Below are 14378 nucleotides of genomic sequence, written 5' to 3' on the forward strand. Positions count from 1 at the left end.
ATGGCGCTGCGCACGATACCCATTCGTCGGGCCGGAAATCGACACAACCTGTTCATGGGTGGGGATCGTGAACTGGTGATGTTCGCCGGCTTGCTGGCGTTCGCGCTGATTTTCAACGCCCAGGAGGTGCGGGCGACGGTCATCGGGCTCCTGCTGTGGTTCGGCGCCCTGTTTGCGACCCGGCTGATGGCGAAGTCCGATCCTCAGCTGCGCTTCGTGTACCTGCGGCACCGCAAGTACAAGCCGTACTACGCGCCGCGCAGCACGCCGTTCCGTTTGAACACGGGCAGTCAGGGAAGGCAATACAAATGACCATCGCCACCATTGCAATCGTCCTCGCGGTCCTGGGCGCGCTCATGCTGCTGCTCTTGTACGCGCGCATGCGCGCCGTCAACGACGAGGCAAAGCTGAAAAAACACCGCTCCAGGGCGGCAGGCTTCGCCGACCTGCTCAACTATGCGGCCATGGTCGATGACGGCGTGATCGTCGGCAAAAATGGCTCGTTCATGGCCTCCTGGCTCTATCAGGGCGACGACAACGGCAGCAGCACCGACGAGCAGCGCGAAATGGTGTCGTTCAGGATCAACCAGGCGTTGTCAAACCTTGGTAACGGCTGGATGGTGCACGTCGACGCCGTGCGCCGGCCGGCTCCCGGTTATTCGGATCCGGGCCTGTCGCATTTTCCCGATCCGGTGTCAAAGGCAATCGATGAAGAGCGGCGGCGCCTCTTCGAGGGCCTGGGAACGATGTACGAAGGTTATTTCGTCCTGACATTGACGTACTTCCCGCCCTTGCTGGCGCAGCGCAAGTTCGTCGAACTGATGTTTCACGACGAGGCGGCAGCGCTAGACCACAAGGCGCGCACGCATTCCCTGATCAACGCCTTCAACCGTGACTGCAGGACGATCGAATCGCGCCTGACCGCGGCGGTAAAAGTCACGCGCCTGCGCGCACAAAAGGTGATGCAGGAAGACGGCACCACCGTCAGCCACGACGATTTTTTGCGCTGGCTGCAGTTTTGCGTGACGGGCATCAGTCAACCGATCCAGTTGCCCGGCAATCCGATGTACCTTGACGTGCTGATCGGCGGCCAGGAGCTGCGCGGCGGCGTGGTCCCGAAGATCGGCCGCAAGTTCGTCCAGACGGTGGCGATCGACGGCTTTCCGCTCGAGTCCTCGCCCGGCATCCTGACGGCCTTGGGGGAGCAGCCGTGCGAGTATCGCTGGTCCTCGCGCTTCATCTTCATGGATCCGCACGAAGCCGTCGCGCACCTCGACAAATACCGCAAGAAGTGGCGGCAAAAAATCCGCGGCTTTTTTGATCAGGTGTTCAACACCAATACCGGCTCGATCGACCAGGACGCCCTGTCGATGGTGGCCGACGCCGAATCGGCGATTGCGGAAGTGAACAGCGGCCTGGTCGCGCAAGGCTACTACACCAGCGTCGTCGTGCTGATGGACGAGAGCCGCGAACGCGCGGAAGCGGCGGCGCTATCGCTGGCAAAAGCGATTCGCCGGCTCGGCTTTGGTGCGCGGATCGAAACGATCAACACGCTCGACGCCTACCTGGGAAGCCTGCCGGGCCATGGCGTCGAGAACGTGCGCCGGCCACTGATCAACACGATGAACCTGGCGGACCTGCTGCCGACCAGTACGATCTGGACCGGCCTCAATTACGCACCGTGCCCGATGTACCCGCCGCAGGCGCCGCCGCTGATGCATTGCGTCACGCACGGCTCGACGCCGTTCCGCTTCAACCTGCACGTGCGCGACCTTGGCCACGCACTCATGCTGGGCCCGACGCGCGCCGGCAAGTCGACGCACTTGGCCATGATCGCCCTGCAGTTCCTGCGCTACCAGGGCATGTCGGTCTACAGCTTCGACAAGGGCATGTCGATGTACCCGACCACTAGGGCAGTCAAAGGCAACCATTTTATTGTCGCGGCCGACGACAGCCGGCTCGCTTTCTGCCCGCTGCAGTTCCTCGGCACCAAGGGCGACCGCGCCTGGGCGATGGAGTGGATCGACACCATTCTTGCGCTCAATGGCGTCCACACGACGCCAGCGCAGCGCAACGAGATCGGCACCGCGATCGTGAACATGCATGAAAGCGGCGCCCGTACCATGTCCGAATTCAGCCTGACGATCCAGGATGAGCCGATCCGTGAAGCGCTAAAACAGTACACGGTCGACGGCATGATGGGGCAGCTGCTCGACGCCGAGCTGGACGGACTGGAACTGTCCAGGTTCACGACTTTTGAAATCGAGGACCTGATGAATTTGGGCGAGAAGTTCGCGCTGCCGGTGTTGCTATACCTGTTCCGCCGCATCGAGCGCAGCCTGCATGGCCAGCCCGCGGCGATCCTGCTCGACGAAGCCTGGATCATGCTCGGGCACCCGGTGTTTCGCGACCGGATCCGCGAGTGGCTCAAGTCGTTTGCCAAGAAAAACTGCGTTGTCGTTCTGTCGACGCAGAGCCTTACCGACGCCGCCAACAGCGGCATTCTCGACGTGATCGTGGAGTCGACCGCCACCAAAATCTTCCTGCCCAACGTGTACGCCCGGGATGACGACACGGCGGCCCTGTACCGCCGCATGGGGCTCAACGAGCGCCAGATCGACATCATTGCCAGTGCCATACCGAAGCGGCAGTACTACTGCGTGTCCGAAGGCGGCCGCCGCCTGTACGACCTGGCGCTGGGGCCGCTGGCCCTCGCGTTCGCCGGGTCGACCGACAAGGAGTCGATCGCCGAGATCGGGCGGCTCGAAGCGAAGTTTGGCGACGCCTGGGTGCATCAGTGGCTGGCCTCGAAAGGGCTCAGGCTTGGCGACTACGCGGCGGTGGCACCACCGAAGGACCAACAACATAACAATCAAGGGGTAACGGCATGAACATGAATATCGCAGAAGCGATCAGGAACCTGATGGTCAAGCGGCCCGCGGGCGATCAGCGCGAACAACGCGGCGATTCGGCGCCGGTTGTAGGCGGGCGCCGTGAAGCGGAAAGCGAAAACCCGTACGTGTCCGCGCGCCGGACCTGGAACGACCTGACCGCGGCCAGCGCCGCGAGTCGCCAGATGTGGCAGCTCATGGGGTTGCTGGCGATGCTGATCTCTCTTGCCGGCGTGGGCGGCATGATCTATATCGGCAGCCAATCAAAATTCGTGCCCTACGTCGTCCAGGTAGACAAGCTTGGCCAGGCAGCGGCCGTGGCGCCGGCGGAGCGTGCCGCCGTGGCCGATCCTGCCGTCGTGCGGGCTAGTGTTGCGGCATGGATCGGCGACGTGCGGATGGTGACGCCGGACGTGGCGTTGCAGCGCAAGGCCGTGTTCCGCGCGTACTCGATGTTGGCGCCGAACGACCCGGCAACCGCCAAGGCCAACGAATGGCTCAACGGGACTGCGGACAGCAGCCCGTTCAAGCGCGCCGAGAAGGAAACGGTCAGTGTCGAGATCGACACCGTCCTCGCGCAGACACCCGACACCTGGCAGGTCGACTGGATCGAGACGGCGCGGGACCGGCAAGGCGTCCTGAAAGGCCAGCCCCAGCGCTGGCGCGGCCTGGTGACGGTCTACACCGTGCCGGCAGCAGCCGACACAACCGAACAGCAGATGCGCGACAACCCGCTGGGAATCCACGTGCGCAACTTCGCCTGGTCGAAACAAATTTAAGGGGAGCAATTTCATGAGCAAGCACGTGATGGCGATGATTCTGGCCGCCGCGCCGCTATTTGCGCTGACGGCCACTGATACTGCCGCTGCCGGCGCGCAGCAAACCACGGCGGCCGGCGATACTACCGCTGCGGGAGCTAAGCAAACGAAGAATGGCGCCAGACCTGCGGCGCCGCAAAGGGATCCGGCCGACGCCTATTTTTCCAAAAAGACGCCGAAGCTGACAGCCCAGGAAAAATCGGCTCTGGCGATCGCGCAGAAGTGGCAGGCGGCCAGCAGGACCGGCATGAAGCCGGTGGCCGGCAATGACGGCATGGTGCGCTTCGTCTACGGCTCGCAGCAGGTCAGCATCGTGTGCGCGGTGCTTCAAGCCTGCGACGTCGAGCTGCAACCGGGCGAACAGGTGAACAACCTGAACGTCGGCGATCAGCGTTTCATCGTCGAGCCGGCATTGAGCGGTTCGGGAGCGACTGAAGTGCAGCATCTGATTCTCAAGCCGCAGGACGTCGGCCTCGATACGACCCTCGTCGTCACTACCAACCGCCGCGCGTATCACATGAAGCTGCGTTCGCACCGGAGCGAATACATGGCGCGGATCGGTTTCATCTTTCCCGAAGATGCGCTGGCCAAGTGGGATGCAGTCAAGCTGCGCGAGGCGAAGCTGCAACAGGATCAGACCATCCCGCAAACGAAGGAGAACATCGGCGACATGAGTTTCGCGTACGACGTCAAGGGCTCCGCTTCCTAAAAACCGGTTCGGGTTTACAACGATGGCGTCAAGACGGTCATCCAGATGCCGGCCGCAATGGCCCAGACCGAGGCGCCGACCTTGCTTGTAGTGCGCAAGGACGGCGGGCTGTTCAGCGATGACGAGACAGTCATGGTGAACTACCGCGTCCATGGCGACCGCTACATCGTCGACACCGTTTTCCAGAAAGCGATCCTGATTGCCGGCGTCGGCAAAGGGCAGGACCGCGTGACGATCACCAGGGAGAAATGAGATGCGCACATTCATTTTCCCGATTCTGCTGCTGGCCGGCGTCGCAGGCTGTGCGACGACGTCGACGCCGGAAAAATACGGCAGCTTCGTCACTGGCACCAGCCCGGCGAATGAAAAGATTGTCGTCGACGATGTCATGAAAAGACTGGTGACGACGTACCCGCCAGCGCACACGAGACTCGATCTGCAGCATGTCGCCAGCGACGCGTTCGGTACTGTCTTAGTGGCCTCGATGCGCGCCAAAGGCTATGCGCTGGGCGAGTACAAAGCTCAAGCGGCGGTGGCGGTGGCGATGCCGGCTGGCGCCTACACCTTCGCCTACGTTTTCGATCAGCCGGCCGGCACCGACCTGTACCGCGTTACTCTGCTCGTCAACAATCAGGCGTTGTCCCGGGTGTACGAAACCAAGGGCGGGGCGATCGTCCCGGCCGGCTATTGGGTGCGAAAGGAGTAACGGGCCATGGGCGCGATTTCAGAAGACCAGATGCTGCCGGATGCCTCGCCGGGCATACCGTCCGGCGGGATTCGCCGGGTGAACAATATGCCGGTCTACATTGTGGGTACCCTGATTGCTGTCTTTCTGCTCATTATGGTTTTGGTGGCAATGGACCGGGCGAAAAACCAGAACCGGTCGGCCGAACAGCAGCAAGTCAAGGCCGGCACCACAACGATGTTCGCCAAGGAACTGGCGGGTGATCGAAAGGACGGCATCATCCAGGCGCAGGCGGGCGCGGCGCCTGCCGGGCCGGATCTGGCAGCAGCTGGCCAGCCGGGCAGCATTCCGATTGCCAGACCGGTGAACCTCGATCTGCCGCCGGCGCCGCCGACATCGCAGGGTAATTTTGTACAAGGACAAGGGCAGGGGCAGGGGTCGCGCAGTGCCGGCGACGAAGAGGCTGCCCGCCTGCACATGATGAAGCTGCAGAAGTTCGATGAGGCCGCAAAGGCCAGGACCAGTATCCAGGTCGGCGTAGCGCGCAGCCCCGGTTCGGCTCCTGGTGCCGGCGCCGCGCCAAGCAGGGCGCCGGCGAGCAACGACGAGACGCTGGCACGTCTGGCGGCCGTGCGGCAGCAGATAGAGGCGGCAACCCGGGATGACCCGACGGCCGCCTACCAGGCTCGCGTGCAGCAGCTGCAGCAGCTTCAACTTTTGCAGGCTGGTGCGGCGGGAAGTGCTGGCGGGGCTGGGGTTGGCCGGGGCGGCGGCGCCGCGCCGCAGCTCGTCCAGGCCAACGCTGCTCGCAACGATGTAAGCAACTATGCCGGCGCCGGCCAGGGCGACCGGTGGCGCCTGGAATCCCAGCCGGAAGCGCCGCGCACGCCATACGAGTTGCGCTCCGGCTTCGTCATACCCGCGCTGCTCATATCGGGAATCAATTCGGAGCTGCCAGGCACGATCATGGCCCAGGTCAGCCAGGATGTCTACGACACGCCGACCGGGAAGTGGAAGCTCATACCGCAAGGCTCCCGACTCCAGGGCAGCTATGCCAGCGAGGTCGTTTATGGCCAGTCGCGCGTTCTTGTGGCGTGGCAGCGCATCATCTTCCCCGATGGGAAGGCAATGGATATCGGCGCTATGCCAGGCGCTGACAGCGCCGGCTACTCCGGCTTCAGAGACCAGGTCAACAACCATTACCTGCGTACCTTCGGTTCGGCTTTTCTCATGTCGGCGGTGACGGCCGGGATCGCCAAAAGCCAGCCGCAAAGTACGCCGTTCGGCAGCCCGAGCTTCGAGAGCGCGCTCAGTCAGGCTGTAGGCCAGCAGCTGGGGCAAGTAACAGCCCAGCTCATCGCCAAAAACCTGAACATCTCACCGACGCTGGAAATACGGCCGGGCTACCGTTTCAATGTCATCGTTACCAAGGACATGACGTTTTCCAAGCCGTACCAGCCCTTCGATTATTGACGCCAAGGAGAGAAATCATGAAAACGAGAGGTTGTCCTGTTTTAGCCGCTAAAGCCGCGGCGATTGTAGCGTTGGCTGCCGGGATCGGAGCCGTCGCGCCGGCATCGGCGCAGCTGGCGGTAATTGATATAGCAACCGTCAAGCAAACTACCGTTTCGGCTTTGGAAAACGTCGCGCAGACTGCCAAACAGATCCAGCAGTATCAGACGCAGTTGCAGCAGTACGAAAACATGCTGCGTAATACGGCCGCGCCGGCGGCGCACATCTGGGACCAGGCCCAAACGACGATGAACGCGCTGCGCGGCTCGATCGACACGCTGAACTACTACAAGGGCAGCCTGGGCAGTGTCGACGCCTACCTTCGCCAATTCAAGGATGCGAGCGGCTACCGGGCATCGCCATGCTTTTCGGTGAACGGCTGCACCCAGGTCCAGTGGGACGCCATGATGGCGTCAGAACGACTGGGATCGGAAGCACAGAAGCGGGCGAACGATGCCCTGTTCAGGGGCCTCGATCAGCAGCAGGAAGCGATGGTGGTGGACGCACGGCAGCTGGAGCGGTTGCAGTCCTCGGCGCAGGGCGCCACCGGCCAGGTGCAGGCCATCGGCTACGCCAATCAGCTCGCAAGCCATCAATCGAACCAGCTTCTCCAGATCCGGGCGCTTCTAATTGCGCAGCAGAGCGAGATTGCAACGCGCAACCAGGTCATGGCGGATCGCGAGGCCAAAGAGGCGGCTGCAGCCGAGTCCATCCGTAGAGGTACTTTTACCCGTACGCCTGTTACACGGGCTTTCTAAGGACTAAATGATGAATACGAACAGCGTAACCGTGCTTGTCATGTTGATTGCAGCGGTACTCCTTCACGGCTGCAATCGGCCCGTGGAAGTTACGACCAGGCCTTGCGACCAGTTGGGAAGGACTACCGACCCAAAACTTGAAGCCGAGCTAAAAGACAAGTGCGGTCATGGTGGGCCGGCATTTAAACCGACTCCAAAAACCAGGACGTATTAAGGAGCTGACATGAATAAGCCAGCCACTGCAATACAACTCCTTCCGTGGTTGCTGTTCCTATGGCTGGCGTTTTTTTCAGATCAAGCCTTTGCTGCAGTCGATAGTGTAGGGGTTTTGAACAACGTTCTGCTTAAATTCGAGACGGCATCGGACACTTGGAAAACGATCCTGATTACCAGGGCCACGTGGTTGTTTTGGCTCTTGGTTGTAATCAGCATGGTGTGGACATTCGGATTCATGGCCTTGCGCAAGGCCGATCTTGGCGAGTTCTTTGCCGAATTTATCCGGTTCACCATATTTACCGGTTTCTTCTGGTGGTTGCTTCTCAATGGTCCACAATTTGGGGTTGATATCATCAAATCACTCCGAATGATCGGTGCCCAAGCATCAGGATTGCCGAACGATTTGACGCCTTCCGGCATTGTTGACATAGGCTTCGATATATTCTTCAAGGTGCTAGATCAATCGACAGTCTGGAAGCCGATGGACAGCTTGTTCGGAATGCTGCTCGGCGTGACCATTTTGCTCCTGTTCGCTTTAATCGGAGTCAACATGCTGTTGCTGCTCGTAAGCGGATATTTCTTCGCTTATGCCGGGATTTTCATCCTCGGTTTTGGCGGCTCAAAATGGACTTCGGAAATGGCTATCGGCTATTACAAGTCGATCCTAAACATAGCCCTTCAATTGATGGTGATGGTACTTATTATCGGCGTCGGCAGATCATTCATAGATGAATACTACGCGGCCATGAGTGCGGGCATTTCATTGAAGGAAATGGGTGTGATGGTAGTTGTAGCAGCAAGTATGTTGTTTCTGGTTGCGAAAGTCCCGCCCCAGGTCGGCGCGCTTGCGGGCGGCACGACCGGCAATCTTGGTTCGAACTTTGGGGTAGGCGCGGCCGTGGGTGCCGCGGCCATGGGTGCTGCGGCCATTGCATCGGCCGGAGCTGCGATAGCGGCCGGCGCTGCCGGTGCTGCGGGCGGCGTACAAGCGCTCATGGCCGCTTACTCGAAGGCCAGCGCTGCCGAGAGTGCCGGCGGTGGCGCCAGCTCCTTGCTGGCCGCGGCCGGTGGAGGGGCCGGTGGTGATGCAGGCGGCGGCGGTAGCGCGCTCGCGGCGGCAATGGGAGACTCAGGGGCCAACTCGTCTGGGGCCGGGACGTCCGGCGCCGGCAGCTCTGGCACTGATTCGACCGGTTCAGGCAGCGGCGGCATAAGGGCAGGCGCAGACAGTGGCGGCACTTCGGGAAGTAGCAGCACAACTCCAGGGGCGCAAGGTACGGGCGGGCCAGGCAGCAGCGCTGGTGAGGGATCTCCGAAGGAAGTCAAGAGAGGTGGGAAGCTGGCTGCAGCAGGCACGATGGCGGCACGAGCTGGCAAAGTAGCAGCGGGTACGGCCGCGAATCTGGCGGTCGGTTCATGGGATGTAGCCAAAGGCAAGGCTGCGGATTTGAAGGTCGGGGCGATTGAACGAATCGGCGAGACAACAGGCGGCAAAATAGCTGCAGCAATAGAAGCCCGGGGTGCTATGGCAAAGGCGGCGAAATTCGGCGAGGACAGCCTCTCGGCGGCGGCCGATGACAAAGCGGTGGATGCAGAGGCGGAAGTAGCGGCGTTCCGAGACCGCGGGTCCAGGTCGTCGTAGTCGGTCAACAAAAGTGTTATGCCTTTTCTCGATCTTCCGCCCCAAATGCAAGAGCGAGTCGTCTGTTCAATCTCTGCAGCGGGCAAGTACGAGGTGCCGGCGAACATAGTTCTGGCAGTAGCGGAGAAAGAGGGTGGCAGGCCTGGCCAGTGGGTGCGCAATACCAACGGAACGGATGACGTTGGTGCCTTACAGTTCAATACGGGATATTTGCGCGGGCTGGGGCAGTATGGGATTACTGCCCAGCACGTTGCGGCGGCCGGGTGTTATCCATACGACCTAGCGGCGTGGCGACTCCGAATGCACATCAAGAACGACACCGGAGATATATGGACGCGCGCGGCGAACTATCACTCGCGTACAAGTCGGTTCAATTCCACATACCGGGTCGACTTGATCCGCCGGGCGCTAAAATGGGCGGACTGGCTCGAGGCCAGGTTTCCAACACATGATGTGCTCGCGTCTGCAATGCCGCCTCGCTTTGCACGGTCGACGTCGGCCACTGTCGCTGTACTACCTGAGAAGACACGCCACACAGCAAGCCCAACAAGCCCAACTGTGCCGACCTCCAGTTATGTCCCGCGCAAGCTGCTCATCAGCGGCCAACCATAAGACCAGAATCGGCATTGGCTAATGCTGGGACTATGGCCGGGCTCACATCATCGATAATTTAGCGGCTAAAAAATCTTGTTTGATCGATTCGATATAAGCGTCATTACCCGTTTCCAAAGTTGCGGCAATAGCAGCATACTTAAAACATTTTCATTATATCGAAATTTTTCTGGGAGATTAAGATGAGTAACCGTATGTTGCACATGATTTCGCCGGGGCGTTACGACGACGTTGCGGCAATTGTTGGCGATGTCGAAGCGCTCCTGAAGCTTCGTAACGCCCTTGACGATGCGATATTGACTGGGACAGGCGGCACCTTCTTGTTCCAGTCAGACGGGGAGGGCTATTCCTTTGCGATCGTGCGAGTCGAAGACATGTACCCAGTACACACGACTTATGCGGGCGAAATCAACCCCGTGCGCTCGGGGCGAGAAACGGTCAGCCTGCGCGGCGTGCCGAATTTTTTGCAAGCGCTATGCAAAGCGGCGCTGCTCAGTGCGCTGCCAATACCGCGATTTCTTGAACCGAAGCAAAGCACCTAGCCTGTCGTAGTGGAAAGCAAATTTGGGTTTTGTCGCGTTGTTCGGCAAAAGGCGGAATTTTCTAGAAACGCCACTGTGCCCTTCAAACTGGACGGACTTGTCCTGCCAACGCATAAAATTGGTCGGCGAATGACGTTTCATTGGCGCCATTGGTAGCGAACTGGCCCTTGCGGATCATGTGCATGAGCTCGATGCCGGCGAGCACGCCGCCGGCAGAGCGGAACGATTTGAAGTTGAGCATCGGCCTGGTCACCCGCTTGATGGCGCGATGGTCTTGCTCGACAATGTTGTTGAGGTATTTGACCTGGCGCACCACGATCGGCACGCCGCGGCCGGCGTTGATCGCGTCGATGGCCGCCTTGTTGGCGCCGCTCTTGTCCATCGCGATCTTCTTGGGCTCGCCGTTCATTTGCATGGCCTTGTCGAAAAAGCGCTTTGCCGCAGCCATGTCGCGCTTTGCGGTCAGCAGAAAGTCGGCGGTCTTTCCCTGCTTGTCGACAGCGCGACCCGCCATTGAGCCATTCAAATTGGCCAATCGGGGGGCGTCTCAGAATTTTCGAGAAGATCAGGCGGTTTTAACCTCGCTCAACAGATCGGGGTGACGATCCAGTAGCTTGAATAATTTGACCAGTGCCAGCGACGGCTTGGTCTTGCCGTTCTCATACCGCGAGAAGGCATTGACGCCGCCGCCAAAGAGTTCAGCGGCTTGCCGCTGATCGAGGTCGAGCTTTCTCCGCACCCTGGCTATGTAGTCGGGATCGACGTAGGCGGCATTCACCTGCCGTTGAAATACACCGATCATTTCGCTGTAACGGTCGCCATGCTCACGGTTCAAGACGATCTCACCGCAAGCAGGGCAAAAATCGCCCGTCACCGCTGGGATGGTGGTGTTTTCGCCCTTATAGGTGTAGGGCGTGTCGCGCGTGTCGTGGATCAGTTCCGCCGCGCCGCAGCATGGGCATTTCATAGTCATAGCTCCTTGAAGGAAACGATCAACACTTCATCAATGACGGTTAGTTTTAGGTACACCTCATCGCCGCGAGCAGTCTTGGTGCTGTACACGTCCTGCCAGACACGATGGTCGGCATGGGTCGTCATGCTCTTGTAGAAGTCGGTGGATCTGAGCGACAAGACAACAGCGCACATCCCGGCCAGGTCGTTGATGCCAAGCTCGCGCGCTCCATTGAAGGCGCTGGCTGTGGCTCTGACCTGACCGGCCTCTATTAAGGCTTTGACGATGGGCAGCTTGCAGTGTGGGGCACCTTTTTCCATGCACCCATGGTAACCTAATCAGTTAATTTGTCAAGTAGGTTAATGACTGGATTTTTGGCGGTTCCAGCATAGTCTTTAAATTCCGTTTTCTGTGACGCCCCCAAGGGCTCGCCAAAAGGGCTTAACCGTGTTTTACGTTCCACTGCACCTCAAACCCCAATTTCTGGCGTTCATAGGGGCTGAACAGTCACTGCCTCCTTTCACAGTAGTTACTGACTAAGAGGCGGTGAAAGAGCAGAACGATTCGCGGCCCACGAAAAATTTTTCGCCGTCCGCGAACCCAAATGCAGCGATATCGCCTCTTAGCTGGTGAGGATATTCCTCAACCATTCATCTTTTAGGAGAACCGCATGAAGACCCAACTGAAACTGGCCACACTGGCCGCTTTAACCGCCGCAACCCTCGCCTTGCCCGCAGCGGGCCAAAACACTACCACAGCGCCGGCCAAGTGCGCACCCAACGCCATGATGAAATGTGGTGCCAAGTGCGCGCCGAAATGCCATGCGAAAAAGCACACTGTCAAAAAGGCCGCCAAGTGCGGGGCCAGCAATTGCGCCCCCAAACGTGGTCCAAAGTGCGGCCCCAAGTGCACACCCAAGAACTGACCTTCATGACGGTAGCGCGGCCACGTTTGCTCCAGCCCGACGCCCGTCTGGCGGCGGCCAGACTGCGCCTATTGGATACCTACGCGGGCCTGGCCGAGCGTGGCGCGCACCTGTTGGGTCGGTTGCTGGCTGGCCAAGCCCCGCAGCAGTGGGCGCACTACCCGGAAGATGATGCCATCGACAAATCCAGCGGCTACCAATGGTTTTATCACTCGCACAGTCCCGAGGATCGACATGGTGCGGTGGAGCATGGTCACATTCACCTATTTGCCAGAAGACCCTTATGGGGAAGAAGGCTGCAATCAAGGCCGGAACGCGCCTTCGCCGAGCTGTGCGACAACCCGTCTGCCAATTCGACGACGCGACATCTGCTCACTATCGGGTTCGACCCGAAGGGATTACCCATCTCGCTGTTCACTGTTAACAGTTGGGTGACGGGCGACTTGATGCTGGGGGGAGACTTGAGCCTGGAACTGCTCTCGTCAATGAAGCTCGACACCGGGCATCCCGAAATCGATGCTGTCATCGAGTCGGTCACCCGGCTATGCGAGCCGGAGTTGCGGGAATTGATGTGGCGGCGAGACGACGCCCTGCGGTCGCATCCTGCTGCCGACAAGCTGCAAGACGAAGCGCTGGAACTGCTTTCGGAAGTCCGCATTGATCTGGACGCGAAGTTATCTGCTTTCATGACGGATTAGGTACTCGGAAGGGCGTGGTTCAAAAAGGCCCATTTTTGGGTAACACCGACGAACGAATTACTTTCAATTAATCAATGGAATTTTAGTTTTCCGGCAGTGATTCCTGGCGGCGAAATGCTTCCGGTTGCTCAGGCTCGCAGCGGCTGAGCAACCGGAAGCAGAGGAGCGTGAACCCTGCTGGGAAGCGTAGAGCACTCGCCGCCGCCTGGGGCCGCGCATGCTTTGTGGCAGGCAAGCGAGATACCCGGTATTTCGACTATGATGAAAAGCATGCGTCAGTTGCACGATGTCTCCTCTCGGCACGGAAGATAACGGCAGGCGCCGCCGTGGCAATGCGAACGTTGCTGCTGCCGGCTGGGCATCGGAGTTGAGTTCGTTTTGGCAGGGTGTACGCATGATTGATACACGACGAAAAAGTACCGCCGCCGGTATATACGCTGCGGCAGCACCAACAGATAAACGGATTTAGGAGAACCGGATGATCGCGGAAAAAATTGGTTTTCTCGGATTGGGCAGCATGGGTGCACCGATGGCGCGCAACCTGCTCAACAGTGGCCTTGCAGTCACTGTCTATAACCGTACCCGGACCCATGCCGAGACCTTGAGCTTGGACGGCGCCGAGATCGCCGATACGCCGGCCGGCGCTATCGTCGAAGGCGGTATCGCCATCACGATGCTGGCCCACGACGCCGCACTCGAAGCGGTCACGCTGGGCCCTGACGGCATCCTGGAAAAGCTTGGCAAGGGAGGATTGCATATCTCGATGAGCACGGTCTCGCCCGAAACATCGAAAAAGCTCGCTGCGCTGCATGCTGCGAACGGCAGCCTGTTCCTGAGTGCCCCGGTGTTTGGCCGTCCCGAAGCGGCGGCGGCAAAAAAGCTCTGGATTTGTCAGTCCGGCAGCGGCGAGGCCAAGCAAAGGGCGGAGGCCATTCTCGACATACTGGGCCAGGGCATCCATGATTTTGGCGACGACCCGGGAGCGGCGAACGTAGTCAAGCTGTCAGGCAATTTCATGATCCTGGCCGCCATTGAAAGCATGGCCGAAGCGCAGGCGCTGGCTGAAAAGAATGGCATCGACCGCGCCGCGCTGGCCAGTTTTTTCGGGCAAACCATTTTTTCCTGTCCGATCTATCAAAACTACGGTCGCACCTTGGCCGAGCGCGCGTATGAGCCAGCTGGCTTCAAGCTCGCACTGGGCATGAAAGATGTCCGTCTGGTGCGCGACGTGGCCGAAGCGGCCATGGTCGCGATGCCGTTGGCCGACCTGCTGCATGCCCGCCTGCTCACCAGTCTGGCGAAAAAACGCGGCAACCTGGACTGGACCGCGATCGAACTGGTCACGGCCGAGGATGCGGCGCTACGCTCAATGACTGCTGCAAATTGACCCTGGCCGGCATCGGTGGCACGTTTGATGG

At 59.9% G+C, this 14378-nt stretch carries 14 protein-coding genes and 2 pseudogenes; 13 read left to right on the plus strand and 3 right to left on the minus strand.

What is annotated here, in order from left to right; genetic code table 11:
* The 10 genes and pseudogenes from CR103_RS15715 (at position 1) to CR103_RS15760 (ending at position 10385) form a co-directional block, all read left to right on the plus strand.
* The gene (locus CR103_RS15715) at positions 1-312 is read left to right on the plus strand and encodes a conjugal transfer protein TrbD (RefSeq protein ID WP_099916897.1); all 312 of its coding nucleotides are present in this window, start codon (positions 1-3) and stop codon (positions 310-312) included.
* On the plus strand, positions 309-2891 hold the full coding sequence (locus tag CR103_RS15720) for a VirB4 family type IV secretion/conjugal transfer ATPase (protein ID WP_099916898.1): 2583 nt from the start codon (positions 309-311) through the stop codon (positions 2889-2891). Before CR103_RS15715 ends, CR103_RS15720 begins: the two co-directional genes overlap by 4 nt.
* Entirely contained in the window at positions 2888-3670 is a 783-nt protein-coding gene (locus CR103_RS15725) for a VirB8/TrbF family protein (RefSeq protein WP_229443192.1), read from the plus strand. Before CR103_RS15720 ends, CR103_RS15725 begins: the two co-directional genes overlap by 4 nt.
* Positions 3671-3983: 313 nt before the next feature.
* A pseudogene (gene trbG / locus CR103_RS15730) lies at positions 3984-4670 on the plus strand (P-type conjugative transfer protein TrbG).
* Between the two features lies 1 nt (position 4671).
* Positions 4672-5124, plus strand: a complete 453-nt coding sequence (locus CR103_RS15735) for a conjugal transfer lipoprotein TrbH (protein ID WP_099916899.1) — start codon at positions 4672-4674, stop codon at positions 5122-5124.
* A gap of 6 nt (positions 5125-5130) precedes the next feature.
* Positions 5131-6576: a TrbI/VirB10 family protein gene (locus CR103_RS15740; RefSeq protein ID WP_229443205.1), complete on the plus strand. Its 1446-nt coding sequence runs from the start codon at positions 5131-5133 to the stop codon at positions 6574-6576.
* Between the two features lie 17 nt (positions 6577-6593).
* Entirely contained in the window at positions 6594-7373 is a 780-nt protein-coding gene (gene trbJ, locus CR103_RS15745) for a P-type conjugative transfer protein TrbJ (RefSeq protein WP_099916900.1), read from the plus strand.
* Between the two features lie 223 nt (positions 7374-7596).
* A complete protein-coding gene (gene trbL, locus CR103_RS15750; RefSeq protein WP_099916901.1) occupies positions 7597-9231 on the plus strand; it encodes a P-type conjugative transfer protein TrbL in 1635 nt (544 codons plus the stop codon).
* Positions 9232-9249: 18 nt separating this feature from the next.
* Entirely contained in the window at positions 9250-9843 is a 594-nt protein-coding gene (locus CR103_RS15755) for a lysozyme family protein (protein WP_099916902.1), read from the plus strand.
* Between the two features lie 182 nt (positions 9844-10025).
* Positions 10026-10385, plus strand: a complete 360-nt coding sequence (locus CR103_RS15760; protein WP_143752641.1) for a hypothetical protein — start codon at positions 10026-10028, stop codon at positions 10383-10385.
* An 82-nt stretch (positions 10386-10467) separates the two neighbouring features.
* On the opposite strand, the pseudogene CR103_RS15765 reads toward CR103_RS15760, so the two are convergent.
* The 3 genes and pseudogenes from CR103_RS15765 to CR103_RS15775 all read right to left on the minus strand — a co-directional run.
* A pseudogene (locus CR103_RS15765) lies at positions 10468-10890 on the minus strand (IS6 family transposase); the annotation flags it as partial.
* A gap of 60 nt (positions 10891-10950) precedes the next feature.
* Positions 10951-11352, minus strand: coding sequence for a type II toxin-antitoxin system MqsA family antitoxin (locus CR103_RS15770; RefSeq protein WP_099916904.1), 402 nt, complete (start codon positions 11350-11352; stop codon positions 10951-10953).
* Between the two features lie 2 nt (positions 11353-11354).
* Positions 11355-11657, minus strand: a complete 303-nt coding sequence (locus tag CR103_RS15775; protein WP_099916905.1) for a type II toxin-antitoxin system MqsR family toxin — start codon at positions 11655-11657, stop codon at positions 11355-11357.
* Between the two features lie 350 nt (positions 11658-12007).
* On the opposite strand from CR103_RS15775, the gene CR103_RS15780 reads away from it, so the two are divergent.
* The 3 genes from CR103_RS15780 (at position 12008) to CR103_RS15790 (ending at position 14347) form a co-directional block, all read left to right on the plus strand.
* Positions 12008-12262, plus strand: a complete 255-nt coding sequence (locus CR103_RS15780; RefSeq protein ID WP_099916906.1) for a hypothetical protein — start codon at positions 12008-12010, stop codon at positions 12260-12262.
* Complete coding sequence (locus CR103_RS15785) at positions 12244-12960, plus strand: DUF6969 family protein (RefSeq protein WP_180279417.1); 717 nt, start codon at positions 12244-12246, stop codon at positions 12958-12960. The genes CR103_RS15780 and CR103_RS15785 overlap by 19 nt, the downstream gene beginning before the upstream one ends.
* Before the next feature lie 478 nt (positions 12961-13438).
* Positions 13439-14347: an NAD(P)-dependent oxidoreductase gene (locus CR103_RS15790; RefSeq protein WP_099916908.1), complete on the plus strand. Its 909-nt coding sequence runs from the start codon at positions 13439-13441 to the stop codon at positions 14345-14347.
* The last annotated feature ends 31 nt before the right edge of the window (positions 14348-14378 follow it).

Origin of the sequence: Massilia psychrophila (genome assembly GCF_002760665.1) — a bacterium.
In the GTDB taxonomy this organism is placed as follows: domain Bacteria; phylum Pseudomonadota; class Gammaproteobacteria; order Burkholderiales; family Burkholderiaceae_D; genus JAFCUW01.